Origin of the sequence: Actinoplanes couchii, assembly GCF_016862075.1 — a bacterium.
Lineage (GTDB): Bacteria > Actinomycetota > Actinomycetes > Mycobacteriales > Micromonosporaceae > Actinoplanes > Actinoplanes couchii.
This window is the reverse complement of sequence record NZ_BOMG01000063.1, coordinates 1-16097: the sequence shown is the minus strand read 5'-3', so window position 1 is coordinate 16097 and position 16097 is coordinate 1. Positions and strand designations below refer to the sequence as shown.

Below are 16097 nucleotides of genomic sequence, written 5' to 3'. Positions count from 1 at the left end.
CGGGTGACAACCCAAACGTGCCAAACCAGATAGACATCAGTTGATATCCCGAAACATGGATGCAATGCTTTGGCCAACGGGAGCGCTCCCAAACCGATCCCCGAACGCCGAAGAACGGAGGACCACCGTGCCCCCACACGAGTCCCGTAGGACCGGCCTGGTGCTGGCCGTCCTGACCGCACTGCTGGTCAGCATGCTTCCCCAGCTCAGCAGCCCGGCCCAGGCGCACGGCACCATCATCAACCCGGCCTCGCGCGCCTATCAGTGCTGGCAGACCTGGGGAAGTCAGCACACCAACCCGGCCATGCAGACCCAGGATCCGATGTGCTGGCAGGCGTTCCAGGCCAACCCGGACACCATGTGGAACTGGATGAGCGCGCTGCGGGACGGGCTCGGCGCCCAGTTCCAGGCCAAGACCCCGGACGGCCAGCTCTGCAGCAACGCGCTGACCCGCAACGACAGCCTGAACCGGCCCGGCGCCTGGAAGACCACCAACGTCACCAGCAACTTCACGGTTCAGCTGTACGACCAGGCGAGCCACGGCGCCGACTACTTCAAGGTGTACGTCAGCAAACAGGGGTACAACCCGGCCACCCAGACACTCGGCTGGGGGAACCTGGACTTCATCACCCAGACGGGTAAGTACGCGCCGGCGAACAACATCTCGTTCAACATCAACACGTCGGGTTACACCGGCCACCACATCCTGTTCGTCATCTGGCAGGCCTCGCACCTCGACCAGGCCTACATGTGGTGCAGCGACGTGAACTTCGCCTGATGAGAGCTCGCCACGTAGGGGCCCTCGTGACCCTGCTGTCCGTGTCGGCCGGTGCGTACGCGCTGGCCGGCACGGACGAGCCCGCGGACCTGCGGGAGCAGATCACCGCCCGGATGCGCACCACCCTCGAACAGTCCAGCCCCGAACAGCACCAGCACGCCGGGCACGCGGCCGCCGACGGCGCGGTGGTCTGCGGCGTTCGTGTCTACGGCTACGAACCGGCCGACGCGACGACGATGAGCGCGGTGCGGACCGTCTACGGCTTCCACCTGTGCGGCGTGGCCGGCCAGAAACAACCGTGGGACGTGGCGGTCAAACTGGCCGGCCCGGTCATCCTCGACATGTCCACCGATCCGCCCGGAATCCAGGCGGTGGAGGCCACCGAGAAGGTCAAGTACATCGACCGACTGTGGCAGATGTTCCCGCCCCGCTACGCCGAACTCGCCGTCAAGGAGGCCCTCACCCCGCAGGAGATGACCGAGCTGAGACGCCGTTACGACGCCGCCGCCGACATCTGAACACTGAACTCGACGGTCCCGGTCTCGGGCACCGGCCGCCCGCAGTCGTCGACGGTGGCGGCCTGCTCCGGCCCGGCCGGCATCTCCACCACCACGGTCTGCCCGGCCGGCACCCGGACCCACCGGAATCCGCGCAGCTCCCGGGCCCGTGGCCACACCGTCGTGGTCACCCGCCGGAGGTAGAGCTGCACCACCGCGGACGCGTCCCGATCGGTCGGATTGGACACCGGAACCCGGCACAGACCACGATCAAAAGACGCGACGCCCAGCGTCAGTACGCCCGGTCCCCCACCCCCGAACGGCAGCAGCGGTCCGGGCCCGGCGTCCACATAGCCGTTCCAGTCATGATCCCGATGGTTGTAGTACACCGGCAGACTGGCAGCGTCCCGAGGCAGCGACACCGGCAGCCGCCCGATCATCTCCCGTCGCCCGAGCAGCGCGTCCGCAACGACGGTCCCCAGCGACGGCCCCGGGTAGAACAGATTCACACAGGCCCCCGCGGTCTCCAGAACCTCCCCGAGCACATGCGGCCGCCCTTGCACCACCACCGCCACGATCGGAGTACCGGTGGCAGCGACCCGGCGCAACAGTTCGTATTGCCCGTCCCCGAACCGCAGGCGGGCCAGGTCGACGCCCTCCCCCGCCGTCATCTGCACCGGCGGCCCGTCCGTGCTGGTCAGGGCGGCCCCGTTGACGTCGAACGAGGTCTCCACGTCGCGGGCGCTCGATCCCCCCAGACAGAGCACCACCACATCGGCGTCCTCAGCCAGAGCAACCGCACGATCCACACCAGTGGTGTCGCCGGTGGCGATGTCGGCGCCGGGCGCGACGGTCACGGTCCGCCCGGAAGCCCGCAGCGCGTCCGTTATGGTCACACCGACCCCGGGCCGTTGCGGCGCGGTGTAGTCCCCGAGCGCATGCCGAATGGTGTCGGCATGCGGGCCGAGCACCGCAATCCGCGAACCCCGAAGAGGAAGCAGCCCTTCCCGGTCATGCAGAAGAGTGACCGCCCGAGCAGCAATCTCAGCCGACAGCCGCCCGGTCAGCCCTGGTTCTGGCGCCGCTTGACGCCGTCGCTGGCTGCGCCCCTCCTCCTTGCCCGAATTTCCCGAGGTTTCGGAAATGTCGGTAAGGATGGGGTCGTCGAACAGGCCCAGCCGGAACTTCAAGGTCAGCACCCGGGTGACCGCCGCGTCCAGGTCGTCCATGGTCGCCAGGCCTCGGGAGACGGCGGTGTCCAGGTGCGGGAAGACCTCGTCCCACAGGCTCATGTCGATGCCGCTGTGCAGGGCCAGGGCGGCGGCGGACACCGGGTCGCCGGTCAGGCGCAACAGGCGGTCCAAGGCGGTTCCGTCGGCCATGATCAGACCCTGGAAACCCAGGGCGTCGCGGATCACGCCGGTCAGCAGGCGGCGGTTGGCGGCGGCGGGCCGGCCGTCGACCTCGCTGTAGGCGGCCATGATTCCGGCTGCTCCGGCCTCCGCGGCGGCCCGGACCGGCGGGAGGTGGATCTCGGCCAGTTCGCGCCAGCCCAGTTCGGTGGCGGCCCAGTTCCGGCCGCCGATGGTGGCGCCTTGGCCGGCCGCGTGTTTGAGCACCACCGCGAGGCGGTCCGCCGGGATCGTGCCGTCGACCGCGTGACCCTGCATCCCGCGTACCACAGCCGTGGTGAAAAGCGCCGCGACCTGAGGGTCCTCGCCGAACGTCTCCTCCGCCCGGCCCCATCGGGGATCGCGCAGCACGTCGAGTGTGCTGACCAGCGCGACGTGTGCGCCCCGGGCCCGGACCTCGGCGGCGACGGCGGCGCAGGCCCGCTCGTAGAGGTCCGGATCCCAGGTGGACGCGGCGGCCAGCGCGACCGGCAGGATCGTCCCGTCGATGGCCTGATGCCCGTGCGGCACCTCTTCGACGAACAGCGCCGGAATCCCGAGCCGTGACTCGGCGACGATGGTCCGCTGGATCTCGGCGCTCAGCGCCGCGCCCTCGGCGGCGCCGACCCCGGTGGCCAGGGTCTGCCCGGACCAGGCGTCGGCGCGCTGCAGCCCGTAGACCGCGCCGATCCCGCCGAACCGCCGGGCCTCGTCGACCAGATACGGCGTGGCGGCGAAACCGTCGCCGACCCGCTGCCACGCCTTCCACCCGTAGAGCCGTTGGTTGACCTGCCCGGCCTTCTCGATCAGGGTCATCCGCCCGAGCAGATCCCGAACCCGATCAGAAACGGACAGCGACGCGTCCCGATAGCTCATCCTTCGAACATGTCCGTGTCACTGACCGCGCTGTAGACGCCCGGCGTGTTCGATTCGGCCGGCGGGAGGACCGTCGCGAAGCCATCGCCGGAGAGAGCCAGCGCGGGCCGTTCGCCGCGGATCGCCGCGTCCATCCAGGCGGTGAAGACGGCACCGCCCGGAGCCAGATCGGCCCGGTTCACCTTTTCGTCGAACACGATTGCGGTCGTACGAGGGGTCGCCCCGCCCGATTTAACCGAAGCCGCCACCTCGGCAAAGGCCTCACCGATCGGCTTGACCGCGCCGTCGGCGTCGAAGAGCCCGAGCGAATGCTCCAGATCCGGGAAGTCCGCGAGCCCTCGCCGGACGTCGTGCGAGCACCACCAGGTGACCCCCCACAACGCGTCGGACTCGGCAGCCGCCAGCACGGCCTGCCGGCAGAACTCGGGCGCGTCCGCGGCGTCGAGACAGTTCAGCGGCGCACCGACCTCCTGCAGCCACACTGGCCGGTTCCGGTCAAGTGCGAACGCCCGGGACAGCTCGATCAGATACTCGGCGTGCCTGATGCTCTGCGGCGACATCGCCCCGTAGTGCTGCGCCGTCCCGTTGAAGATCCACGAGTGGATGGCGGTGACGTCGCCCTGCCGGCTGGCGTGGGTGGGCCGGAACGGGTGCCCGTCCTGGTACCACACGGCGTCGTACTCGGCGTGCACCCGCAGGCCGCGCCCGTCGGCCGGTACCGCACCGAGCAGCGTGTCGATCCAGGCGGTGACCTCGTCCGGGGTGGCCGGCATCGGGGTCGGGTGCGGCCGGGAGGAGAACTGGTTGACCTCGTTGCCGAGGGTAATGCCGAGGTAATTCGGCAGGTCGGCGACCGACGAGTGCAGCATGGCGACCAGGGCGGCCTGCGCGTCGATCGCGTCCGGGTCGGTGAACATGTTGCGCCGGTGCCAGCTGGACAGCCACGACGGCACGAAGTCGAAGCTGGACAGGTGGCCCTGCAACGCGTCCACACTCGCGTCGAGCCCGGCTTCGTCGGCGAGTTCGGCGACCCGGCGGACGTCGGCGAGGGCCTGTTCGCGGATCAGGGTCCGGTTGGGTTGCAGCACCGGCCAGAGCGGCAGGATCCGGACGTGGTCGAGGCCGAGGCCGGCGATGCTGTCCAGGTCGCGGCGGATGGCGTCCCAGCGGGGGGACAGCCATTCGAAGAACCAGTCGCCGGACGGTACGTAGTTGACGCCGAAGCGGGGGGTTGTCACGTGGTTCAGCCTTTGATTCCGCCTGCTTGCAGGCCTTTGAAGAAGTAACGCTGGAGCATGGCGAAGACGGCGAGGATCGGCGCGAGGGCGATGATGGTGCCGGCCGCGACGAGCCGCGGGTCGGAGATGAACGTGCCGCGCAGCCGGTTGAGCCCGAGGGTGAGGGTGTAGTTCTCCTCGCCGGAGAGCACGATCAGCGGCCACAGGAAGTCGTTCCAGGCGCCGACGAACGAGAAGATCGCCACGACCGTCATCACGCCGCGGACCTGGGGTGCGCAGATGTGCCAGAACCGCTGCCACACCCCGGCGCCGTCGATCCGGGCCGCCTCCTCGAGTTCCATCGGGATGCCCTGGAAGGCGTTGCGCATCAGCAGCACGTTGAGGGCGGCGACGCAGGTCGGCAGGGCCACACCGAGCAGGGTGTCGGCGAGTCCGGACGAGCGGACCAGCAGGAACTGGGCGATGATGATCGCCTCGATCGGGACCAGCAGGGCCACCACGAACAGGGCGGTGACCAGGCCCCGGAACCGGAAGGTGAGCCGGGCCAGGGCGTACCCGGCGAGGGTGGCGCCGACGATGTTGCCGCCGACCACGATCAGGGCCACGATCACCGAGTTGAGTACGTACCGGAAGACCGGCACCCGGTCGAGCACGTCGCCGTAGTTCCGGATGGTCGGGTCGGACGGGATGATCTGTGGCGGCTGGGCGTAGAGGTCGTCGCCGATGCCCTTGAACGACAGCGACAGTTGCCAGATCAGTGGCCCGGCGAGCAGCAGGAAGAAGCCGAGCAGGATGACGTACCGGAAGAACCTGGTCATTTGTCGCCTCCCCGGTTCTGGAACCACAGCTGGGCGGCGAGCAGTCCGCCGAGGACCACGAACATGACCATGCTGATCGCTCCGGCGTACCCGGTCTGCGCCTGCAAGCCGGTGCCCTCCTGCTGGATGAGCATGGTGATGGTGGTGTTCTGGCCGCCGGTGCCCCCGGTTCCGCCGGTGAGCACGTAGACCTCGCCGAAGACGCGGAACGCGGACACCGAGGAGAACAGGCCGATCAGCGCCGACGTGGAGCGCACGCCCGGCACCGTGACGTGCAGGAACTGGCGGATCGGGCCGGCGCCGTCGATGGCCGCCGCCTCGTACAGCGAGCGGTCGATGTTGGCCATCGCGGCCAGGTAGATGACCATGTAGTAGCCGAGGCCGGTCCACACCGTCACGACCATGGCGCTGATCAGGGTCAGCCAGCGGTCGCTGAGGAAGCCGATCGGGGTGTCGATCGCGCCGAGCCAGCCGAGCAGCTGGTTGATCAGGCCGCGCTGGTCGAGCAGGTTGGTCCAGATCAGGCCGACGATCACCGAGGACATCACGACCGGCAGGTAGAACGCGGTCCGGAAGAACCCGAGGATCCGGGTGGTGCCGTTGACCAGGGCGGCGAGCACCAGCGGGGCGGCGATCATCACGGGCACGACGCAGATCACGTACAACGTCGAGTTGATCATCGCGATCCGGAAGCGTTCGTCGCTCCACAGGCGTACGAAATTGTCGGCTCCGATGAACTGCCCGGGTTTGAGCAGGGTGGCGTCGGTGACCGACAGTGCGAGGGTGTTGGTGAACGGGAACAGGATGAAAACCACGACTACGGCCAGGGCGGGCGCCAGGAACAGCCACGGCGCCCACCACCGGTCGTGGGTCCGCCCGATGGAGGCGGAGGTCATTACTTGGGCAGGTTCTCGTCGGCGTACTTGACCGACTCGTCGAGGGCCGCCTGCACGTCCTTCTTGCCGAGGACCGCCAGGGCGATCTGCTCGCGCAGGAAGTCGACGCTCTTGCTGGAGAACGCGGCGGGCCAGTAGACGATCGCCTCGGACACGGCCTTGGCCGACTCGACCCGCAGCTTGGTCTCCGGGGTGCCGTCGTCGGTGGTGAAGTAGGCGTCGTCAAGCGCCCCGGTCGCGGACGGGAAGATCGCGGCCTGGTTGCTGAAGCCGAGCTGGTTGGCCTTGTTGGTGGCGAACTTGGCGAACGCGACAGCGGTGGCGGTGTTCTTCGACTTGGCGTTCACGGCCAAAGATTCGATGTACATGTTCGGCTTGTCGTTGGTGACGTGCGGGGCGATCGCCACGGTCTCGGCGATCTTCGGCGCGGTGGCCTTCAGATCCTTCAGCGTGTACGAGCTACCCGGCAGCCAGCCGACCTGACCGGCCTTGAACGCGTCGACCTCACCGGTCTGCAGCTTGTTCAGGGTGGCCTCGGTCAGGCCGCCCGCCTCGAACAGCTTCTTGTAGTGGTTCACCAGTTCGGCGCCCTTGGCGTCGTTGAAGGTGAACTTGGTGCCCTCGGCGTTCATCAGCGGAACCCCGTACGCGCCGAACGTCTCGATCGCCGGCAGCCGGCCCACCATCGTCTCGCCGCTCTTGCACTTGGCGGCCATCGCCTCACCGGCGGCGAACAGGGCGTCGTAGGTGGCGGGCAGGTTGTCCTTCGGCACGCCGCACTTGTCCAGCAGGGCGGTGTTGTAGAACGACGGGCCGGTGTTCAGGTACCACGGGTAGGCGTAGATGCCGCCACCGAGCGACGCGAACTTGTTGGCCTCCCACGCCTTCGGCAGGTAGTCCTTGGCCGCGTCTGGGTCGGTCTTCGACAGGTCGAGCAGCATTCCGGCGTTGGCCAGGGTGAACGCCGCCTCCGGACCGATGTCGACGACGTCCGGCAGCGAACCGGCGGCCGCGTCGGCGGACAGTTTGTCCTGGTAGCCCTCCGGCGGCTGGTCGATCCACTTGACCGTGGTGCCCGGGTTGGCGGTCTGGAAGGCGGTCACCAGGTCGGTGAAGTACTTCTCGTAGCCGCCCTTGAGGTTCCAGGTCTGGAAGGTGATCTCACCCTTGACCTCGCCGGAGACGGTCGCGGTGGTGTCGGCGGTGTCCGAGCCACCGCCGATGCCGCAGGCGCTGAGGGCGAGTGCCGCGACTACCGGAAGGGCGAAACGTGCTGTTCTACGAAACATCGATCACTCCTTGATGGGGGAAAGGCGCAGAGTGGTGATCTGGAACGGGCCGAGGATCAGCCGGTCCCCGGTGGCTTCGAGGGGGCGTTCCAGCAGGTCGGTCTCGACGATCGAGGCTGGGAAGGTACTGGTGAGACGGGCGACGGCCCGGCCGCCGCGGGTCTCGTGGACGCGGGCGATCACGTCGCCGCTGCGGTCGTCGGCGAGCTTGATCCAGTCGATGACGGCGTGACCGGATTCGATCTCCAGCCCGAGCAGCGGCTCGACGTCGGCGAGCGCTTCGAGCCAGGGCGCGTTCAGGTCGTCGGCGGCGGCCCGGGTCACGGTCTCGTCGCCGGCCACCACCGCGAACCGGAACGTGTGCCGCCCCCGGTCGGTGTCCGGATCCGGGAACCTCGGGGCACGCAGCAGCGTCGGCCGGATGTCGGTGCCACCGGGAATCCGGCGGACGTCGCACCCGTAGGTCGAGTCGTTGACGACACCGACACCGAGCCCGGGTTCAGCGACGTGCACCCACCGGTGCGAACAGACTTCGTACTGCGCCTCGTCGGCCAGGGTGTTCTCGTGTGTGGGCCGCTCGATCGACCCGAACTGCGTCTCGTATTTCGCCCGCAGAGTACGCACCGCCACCGGAAGCGAAAGCTTGAGCAGATGCTCAGTCTCCTGCCAGTCAACATCAACGGTGATGTCGAGCTGCGCCGCCGCCGTGCCAGCCGCCCCGCTCGCCGCCGCCCCGCCAGCCGCCGCCCCGTTCGCGGCCGCGGCGGCCACCCCCTCCCTCAGCCGATATTTCACGATAAACGTGGATTTGCCGGTTTTAGTGGTGACAGTGATGGCGTCCGACGTGGCTGTCACCGTCGGCTGCGGCAACGAAGTCTCGTTGCGGAGGACGTGCCGATCCAGGTCCCAGGCGTCCCAGCGCACCGGCTCATCCCGATAAAGCCTCAGCACGCCCAGGTCTCCGACGTTCAACTGGCGCCCGTCGCGGAGATCAACAAGGCTGCTGACGCGCCCGCCGCCATCAACCTCGACCCGAAGAATCCCGTTATCAAGGATATTTCCGGCAGGCTTGGCCCAATCCCCCTCGCGAGCCACCGACCAACCGCTGATCTTGCCCGGCTCGCCGCGACCCACCGGCAGCAGACCCTTCAGATCAACTTCCAGGTTTCGGTACCTCTCCCGAGCCTCCCGATGCACCCAGGAGATCGACGAGCCCGGCAGGATGTCATGGAACTGGTGCAGGAGCACCGTCTTCCACGCCTCGTCCAACTGCTTGTAGGGATACGGCACCCCGTCCCGAACAGCGGCGACAGTGGCCAGATACTCGACCGTGCGCAGCAGCGCCTCGGACCTCCGATTCCCCTGCTTCATCGCCACTTGCGAGGTGAGCGTCCCCCGGTGCAGTTCGAGGTACAGCTCCCCCGCCCACACCGGAGCGGCGTCACCCAACTCGGCCTCAGCGGCGGTGAAGAACTCCTCGGGACGGCCGAGTTCCACCCGGGCAGCGCCTTCGAGATCCGCGAACCGATGGGCGCGAGCCACCATTTCCCGGTTGGGTCCGCCACCGCCGTCCCCGTACCCGAAAAGCAGTAGTGAATGGCTGGAAATGGCCTTGTCCCGGAAATTGGAAACGGCGTGCTTGAGCTCAGCGGAGGTGACCTCCGCGGCATAGGTGTCGGCCGGCGGGAAGTGCGTGAGGATCCGTGTCCCGTCGATGCCCTCCCATTGGAAGGTGTGGTGCGGGAAGGTGGTGGTGTCGTTCCAGGAGATCTTCTGGGTGAGGAACCAGCGGTACCCGGCTTGACGGGCGATCTGCGGCCACGCCCCGGAGTACCCGAAGCTGTCCGGCAGCCAGACGACTTCACTCTCGTGTCCGAAAGTGTCCATGAAGTACCGCTTGCCGTAGGTGATCTGCCGGACCAGGGCCTCTCCTCCGGGCATGACCGCGTCGGACTCCACCCACATGCCGCCGACCGGCACGATCCGGCCCTCGGCGACCCGCTGCTTGACCCGCTCGAACAGCTCCGGGTGGTCCTGCTCGACCCAGGCGAACTGCTGCGCCGACGACATCGCGTAAATCAGATCGGGATCGGTCTCCATCAGCGTCAGCACGTTGGTGAGCGTGCGGGCCACCTTGCGCCGGGTCTCCCGCAGCGGCCACAGCCACGCCGAGTCGATGTGCGCGTGCCCGACCGCTGTCATCCGGTGCGCGGTCGCGTGCGCCGGCCGGGCCAGGGCGTCGGCGAGCGCTGCCCGCGCCCCGGCGACGGTGGGCGCGTCGAGGGCGGCTTCCACAGCGGTGAGCACCCGCCAGTAACGGGGTTCGTCGGTGCTGAGGTGCGGCAGCAGATCGCCGGTCGCCTCCAGGTCACGCAGCAGCGCGAAGATTTCCGGATCAAAGGCGCAAAGACCGGCGGACACCAGCTTGTACGGCTCCGGCTCGCCGAGTCCCGGTTTCTCCCCCAGGTGCGTCTCGATGAACGGCGGCAGGCCCAGGAGCAGCGGGTTCGCGGCGGCCTCGACGTAGAGGGTGAAGCTGCCGTCGTCGGCGAGCACCCCGGGGGCGGCGCCGGGGCCGGTGAGCCGGACCCAGCCGTTGCGCGGGTGCAGCGCTTTCACCGCGACGCCGTCCGGCCGGTAGGCGAGGCCTTCGGCGTGCCCGCCGACCGAGTGGTCGAACCAGCCGAGGTCGAGGACCAGCTCGACGGGCAGCTCGCTCGCCGGGACCTGCCCCTGAACGCGCAGCCAGGTGGTGCCCCAGGCGGGCGCCCAGGTGTCGCCGACGGTGAACGGCTGGAAGTCGCCGTGCTCGATCGCCCGGGCGGCCGGCACCGGTTCGCCGTCCCCGTCGACGCGCCAGGCATCGATGGTCACCTCGGCGAGCGGGGTGTGCAGGCGGGGGCGGATCCGGTCCCGGACCACCCGCTGCAGGCGAGCCACGACGTGTGACGGGTTCAGGTGCATGGCCGAACACTAAAGCGCTTTAGTTCCGTAGTCAACGGGTCGTTACGCCAGCTGCGACACGGAGATGTCAGCGCTGCCGGGTGCTCTCCCGGATCACGATCGTGGGCTGCTGCGCCTCGACCGCGGGCTCGGGTTCGTCGTGCACCAGACGCAGCAACTTACGGGCCACCGCCTCGCCGAAAACGGTCGGATCGCGCTGCACCGCGGTCAGCGACGGCTGCAGCGCCATGCAGATCGCCGAGTCCTCGCAGCTGACCACCGACACGTCCGCCGGCACCGACAGCCCAGCACTGCGCAGCGCCCGAACTCCCGCTACTGCCAGGACTTCGTTGTCGAACACCACCGCGTCCGGGCGCTCGGAAGCATCGATCAGCTGCCGCGTCGCTGCCACGCCCTGCTCGTCGCTGTAGTCGGTGCCGACCACACCCGGCGTCGCCAGGCTGCCCGCCGCCGCCTGTTTGAACGCCGCGATCCGCCGGTGCACATGGAGAAGATCACCGGGCCCGCTGACGTACGCCAATCGCCGGTGTCCGGTTTGGTGGAGGTGATCGACGATCAGCCGCATCGCCTCGGCGTCGTCGACCATCACGCAGGGCAGCAGCTTCTTCGGGTCGGGCCCGCCGGCCAGCACCGCCGGCAGGCCCAGCTCGGCCAGGAACGCCGGTCGTGGATCGCCCCGGCGCAGGTCGCTGATGATCACACCCTCGACCCGGCGCTCCTCGCTCCACCGGCGCAGCACCGCCAGCTCCTCGTCGACCGAGCGGGTCATCTGGAAGAGCAGGCCGTACCCGCGGTCGCTGAGCACCGACTGGGCGCCGGTCAGCAACCGCAGGTAGAAGCTCTCCATCCCGAACTCCTGCACGTCCCGGGTGAGAACAAAACCCACCGTCATGGACGTGATGCCGGCCAGGTTGCGGGCCGCGTGGTGCGGGGCCCACTGCAGCTCCTTGGCCAGGGCGAGGACCCGCCGGCGGGTCTCCTCGGAGACCCCCGGACGGTTGTTAAGGGCGAACGAGGCCGCCGATTCCGAGATCCCCAGCCGGGTGGCGAGGTCCTTCAGGGTCGGACGGGTACGGCGCGGCGGCATGCATCCTCGTTCGCTTCGGCTCAGGGAAGGTTACTTACCGTACCGCGTACGACAGTGGTGGCCCTGTTTCCGGCGTAGTCCTCGATCGTGACGGTGACCCGGGACGTGGCCGAGGCCATCGTGACGGTCAGCGCCGCCGAGGTGGTGCGCCCGCGGATGATGTACGGCTTGGCCCCCGACGAGTAGGTGGTGGCGAACGTCTTGGCCACCCCGTCCTCCTCGACGTAGAGCTTGTACCAGTCCGCGGTGGCCGGGGTGTGGAACGTGAACCGGTTCCCGCTGATCGTGACGAGCGACGCGGGGTACGGCTCGATCACGGTGTCGGCGTGCTCACCGCGGTAGGAGACCGGCGTCCCGGCGGCCGGGGCCACCGTGACCTTGAAGTGGCCACCCTTGACCGGCTGCCCGGTCAGCACGGTCGAGGTCGACCCGTCCGGCACCGGTTTCCCCTGGACCGTGAAGTTCCGGGCCGGGTTCTGCCACTTCACCGTCACCTTGCTGCCGGACGCGGTGGCCGTCACGTCGCCGGGGCCGGTGGTGAAGTCGTAGGGCAGTTCGGCCGGAGCGCTGACACTGCCGTCGTGACCGATCGCGATCAGCCGCAGCGTGCCCTTGGCAGCGGTGAAGCGCTTGACGTAGAGCACGTCGTCGTAGATGCCGCCGAGGTATTCGGTGCCGTCGTAGACCGCGTACTCGGCGACGTCCTGGTAGGGCGCCAGGTTCCAGCCGAGTTCCAGCTCGTCGGTGCCGGTCAGAGCCGCGTCCAGGTGGAAGCCGGACGGTTTCCCCGGGGTGTGGTCGGCGCCGTCGGAGACCGTGATCCGGCCGACGTTCAGCTGGTAGCCGCTGATGCCGGAACCGGCCACGACCAGGCCGATGGTGGCGATCTTCCGATTCTTGTACGCCCCCAGATCCAGCGATGCGGTGGTCCAGCCGCTGGTCTGAACGCCCGAACCGGTGATCGGCAACTGGACGACCGTGGTCGGCGCGTCGGCGAACGTCACCGCGGCCTTGAGCTGGGAGGAGTCGGTGGCGGACACCTTGCGGTAGACGACGTCCAGCTTCGACTTCGCGGTCACGTCCAGGTCGGTGCGGTACAGCTTGAGGTAGTCGTCACCGGTCAGATTGCCGCTCAGCACCAGGGAGCTGCCGCCCTGATAGGCACCGATCTGCTGGTACGTGAAACGGTCCGGCTTGGTGCTCCGGGTGCCGTAGTCGTAGTCGACACCCAGCGAGCCGGTGTGGTTCCACTGCCACGTGACCGGGTGATCCTGGACGTTGATGTTCGACCATTCGCGGGTGCTGGACAGGGCTCCTCGTTCCACGTACTCCAGGCCGTGCCCGGTGTTGAACGTGGTGTCGAAGACCGGGCCGCTGATCGACGAGCGCTCGGCGACGTAGGACTTGATGCCCTTCCAGGTGCCCGCGTCCTGGGCGCCGCCGGTCGAGCTGCCGGTCCACCAGCGGCGTTCCCGGTCGTACGCCTTCCACTGGTTGGCGTCGTCCTCCTTGCCGGCCATGTCGGCGTGCACGAAGTCGGCCCCGAGGGTCGCGATCGAGTTGGCGCCCGCGTTGTCGTCCAGGTTGTACGGCTGGTTGAACTGATACATTCCGGCCTCGAGCCCGGCGAACACGGCCTTGTGCGGGTCCAGTCCGAGCGACTTGGCGTGGGTTGCCGACGCGGCCAGTTTCGATCGGCTCCACCAGTAGTTGAGGAACATCGAGTCGCTGACGTCGCCGATCTGCGGATCCCGGACGAACGGGCTGTTGCTGGCGGTGAACTCGTTCTGGTAGACCCGGGCACCGGTGGTGTTGTGCACCGAGTCGTAGAACTGCACGTACAGGCCGGCGTCCTTGATGATCTTCAGGAACCGCTTGTACCGGGGGATGTCGGCGGGCGCGACCGACGGCTCCTCCTGATTGATGAAGTAGCCGTCGAACCCGTACCACTTGGCCAGCTCGATCAGCTTGCGGGCCACCGGGTAGTCGCCGTTCGCATCCTGCTTCAACAGCTCGGTGTAGGTCTGGGTGCCCCGATCGTTCTCGGACAGGAAGATCGTGCCGAGCGACTTCACGCCGTTCTTGTGGGCGGCGTTGGTGTAGGCGGCGTTCGGCAGGTTCAGCATGCCGAACTCGAACCACTTCTCCCGCCAGTCCAGGTTCGGGTCGTACATCGACTCCGGCACACCCTGGGTCGGCATGCCGTGCCAGGACGCGTAATAGTCGGTGTACTGCCAGAAGTTGAAAAGGTACGCCGAGAACTCGTTGTTGTACTGGTAACTCTCGAAGAACGCGTTCCCGTAATCACCGGCCAGCGTCAGATTCTCCACCGACGGGTCCAGGGCCGGGTTGGCCTGGGTCGCCGCGATCGGGGCGACCCGTGGCTGCAACGGCACCCGGGAGCGGGTCAGGTCACCGAACAGGTCCGACTGCGGGGTCCATCGCAGCAGGTCAGCGGCGGTGTAACCGTGCTGGAACGGCTGGTTGGCACCCTTCGCGGCGGCGCCCGTCCAGGGCAGGGTGTCGGTCGCCCCGGCGGGCGAAGGGGATGCGGCGAGAAGAACGAGAGCGGCGGCCGCAGCGACCGCCGCTCTCTTGCGCTGACGTGGCACCAGGCACCTCCGGCGGGTAGCTAATGCGCTTTAGCGTAGGCAAAACCGCCTATGTGTACAAGGTTCTTATCTCTTGTCAGGCGTACTGCCGGTTCTTGCCCCTTGTCAGGCGCACTGCCGGTTCTTGCCCCTTGTCAGGCGCACTGCCGGTTCTTGTTGATGCAGGCGGCGATCCGCTGCATGGTCCGGGTCGAGTTGACGTTGACGAAGTCGTCGTGGTCCGAGAACGGGTTGTGGTTCTCTTCCGGGAACGAATCCAGGGCGTACTGTCCCCGGCGCTGGGCCTCGCGCGGGATGTCGTAGGAGATGGTGATCCGCAGTTGGGGGATCGCCACGAAACCCTGCGGGCAGGCGCCGGTCTTCGGATCCGCGAAGGCCACGTGCTTGCGGTGGTTGTCGCTGTCGGTGTTCACGCCGTCCCAGCAGCCCGGGAAATCGTGCACCCGCTGGACCCGGCTGCCCTGCGGGTAGATCGGGTAACGGTCGGTGATCCGGTCGGCGAAACCACTGCACGACCAGGCTGCGCGGGCATTCGCCGGGCCACGGCTCGTCGGCTTGGCGTCACCGGTCAGGGCGCGCAGGAACCTCGGCATCGGGACGACAGTCGTGGTCGGGTTGCCACGATATTCGATCAAGATCTTTGCCGGTCGTACGATGCCGCCGGTGTTGCCCGGAAGCTCGAAGTCCCTGCCCTCCGGGTCCGGCAGCGCGCTCGGGGCAGTGCTCGGGGCAGTGCTCGGGGCAGTGCTCGGGGCCTCGCTCGGGGCCTCGCTCGGGACCTTGCTCGGGGCCTTGCTCGGGGCCTTGCTCGGCGTGTGGCTGTGCATCGCGGCGTGCATGCCGTCGTAGCTGATGTCGCAGTCGATCAGCGAGATCAGCATCCGGTCTCCCGTGCTTCCCAGTTGCTTGATCAACCGGGATCGGCTCTCCCGCAAGCCGTCCAGGACCCGCTTGTTGAGGGCGGTGTCGATCCGGCCCGCGCTGGCGGCCATCCGCTTGTCCGCGGCGGCGTGCAGGCGATCCAATTCGGTCAGGATCTTCTTCTGGGCGTGGGTTTCGGTCAGGATCTTCTTCTGGGCGTGGGTCGGGGTCGCCGGCAGCCGATCCCGGACCGAGGGGCAGACCACCACCGGCCGGGTCCGGGACAGGGCCTGCTGGACCTCGGCCTTCGGGCGGACGCTCCGGTCGATCCGGACGACCGGCCAGAAATATGACGACCGGTCGCCGTTACGGCAGGTGGTGCGGGAGGCGGCCAACTCCTCGTCCGACGAGAAAGCGGTGATCGCCAGGTTGCCGACGAAGTCGTGCAGGTGTTCGGCGCCGTTCTTGATACCGGGCTGCGCCACCGGGTTGTCCGGGCTGAACTTCCGGTTCCGGTTGGTGCCGCAGTCCACCGTGAACCGGCCGGTCGACGCCCCCTCCCGAGGCTCTGGGGTGACCACATTCGGACGCACCTGCTCGATCGGCACATACTGGTCCAGACCGGTGGCAGCATCGGCGCTGCCCTTGCCGCCACTGGACACGAAGGTGACAGTGAGCGCCCCGGTGGCGGTCAACACCGCCGCGGCCAGGGCCAGCGCTCTAGGTTTACGCATCGAACTCTCCTCGGGGATCTTCGGGGGACATTTCGGATTTCAGAACCGGCCGGTCA

Annotated in this window: 11 protein-coding genes; 2 read left to right on the top strand and 9 right to left on the bottom strand. The window is 68.1% G+C overall.

The genetic code is table 11. The annotated features are described in order from the left end of the window. The first annotated feature begins 127 nt into the window (after positions 1-127). Positions 128-778, top strand: a complete 651-nt coding sequence (locus Aco03nite_RS25760) for a lytic polysaccharide monooxygenase auxiliary activity family 9 protein (RefSeq protein ID WP_239145426.1) — start codon at positions 128-130, stop codon at positions 776-778. Beyond that, positions 778-1296: a hypothetical protein gene (locus Aco03nite_RS25755; protein WP_203798702.1), complete on the top strand. Its 519-nt coding sequence runs from the start codon at positions 778-780 to the stop codon at positions 1294-1296. Before Aco03nite_RS25760 ends, Aco03nite_RS25755 begins: the two co-directional genes overlap by 1 nt. Here Aco03nite_RS25755 and Aco03nite_RS25750 read toward each other — a convergent pair. The 9 genes from Aco03nite_RS25750 to Aco03nite_RS54160 form a co-directional block, all read right to left on the bottom strand. Further along, on the bottom strand, positions 1272-3542 hold the full coding sequence (locus tag Aco03nite_RS25750; protein WP_203798701.1) for a glycoside hydrolase family 3 N-terminal domain-containing protein: 2271 nt from the start codon (positions 3540-3542) through the stop codon (positions 1272-1274). The genes Aco03nite_RS25755 and Aco03nite_RS25750 overlap by 25 nt on opposite strands. Beyond that, positions 3539-4780: a glycoside hydrolase 5 family protein gene (locus tag Aco03nite_RS25745; protein ID WP_203798700.1), complete on the bottom strand. Its 1242-nt coding sequence runs from the start codon at positions 4778-4780 to the stop codon at positions 3539-3541. The genes Aco03nite_RS25750 and Aco03nite_RS25745 overlap by 4 nt, the downstream gene beginning before the upstream one ends. A gap of 5 nt (positions 4781-4785) precedes the next feature. After that, positions 4786-5598 carry a carbohydrate ABC transporter permease gene (locus tag Aco03nite_RS25740; RefSeq protein ID WP_203798698.1) on the bottom strand — a complete coding sequence of 271 codons (813 nt, stop codon included), beginning with the start codon at positions 5596-5598 and terminating at the stop codon, positions 4786-4788. Continuing rightward, positions 5595-6494 (bottom strand): carbohydrate ABC transporter permease, encoded by a 900-nt coding sequence (locus Aco03nite_RS25735; protein ID WP_203798697.1) that lies wholly within the window; start codon positions 6492-6494, stop codon positions 5595-5597. The genes Aco03nite_RS25740 and Aco03nite_RS25735 overlap by 4 nt, the downstream gene beginning before the upstream one ends. After that, on the bottom strand, positions 6494-7783 hold the full coding sequence (locus Aco03nite_RS25730) for an ABC transporter substrate-binding protein (RefSeq protein WP_203798696.1): 1290 nt from the start codon (positions 7781-7783) through the stop codon (positions 6494-6496). The genes Aco03nite_RS25735 and Aco03nite_RS25730 overlap by 1 nt, the downstream gene beginning before the upstream one ends. Before the next feature lie 3 nt (positions 7784-7786). Continuing rightward, positions 7787-10747, bottom strand: a complete 2961-nt coding sequence (locus tag Aco03nite_RS25725) for an alpha-mannosidase (protein WP_203798695.1) — start codon at positions 10745-10747, stop codon at positions 7787-7789. 67 nt (positions 10748-10814) lie between these two features. After that, a complete protein-coding gene (locus tag Aco03nite_RS25720; protein ID WP_203798694.1) occupies positions 10815-11834 on the bottom strand; it encodes a LacI family DNA-binding transcriptional regulator in 1020 nt (339 codons plus the stop codon). 20 nt (positions 11835-11854) lie between these two features. After that, positions 11855-14446 carry an endo-beta-N-acetylglucosaminidase gene (locus tag Aco03nite_RS25715; protein WP_203798692.1) on the bottom strand — a complete coding sequence of 864 codons (2592 nt, stop codon included), beginning with the start codon at positions 14444-14446 and terminating at the stop codon, positions 11855-11857. 134 nt (positions 14447-14580) lie between these two features. Continuing rightward, positions 14581-16041: a DUF1996 domain-containing protein gene (locus tag Aco03nite_RS54160; protein WP_203798689.1), complete on the bottom strand. Its 1461-nt coding sequence runs from the start codon at positions 16039-16041 to the stop codon at positions 14581-14583. Between the last annotated feature and the right edge of the window lie 56 nt (positions 16042-16097).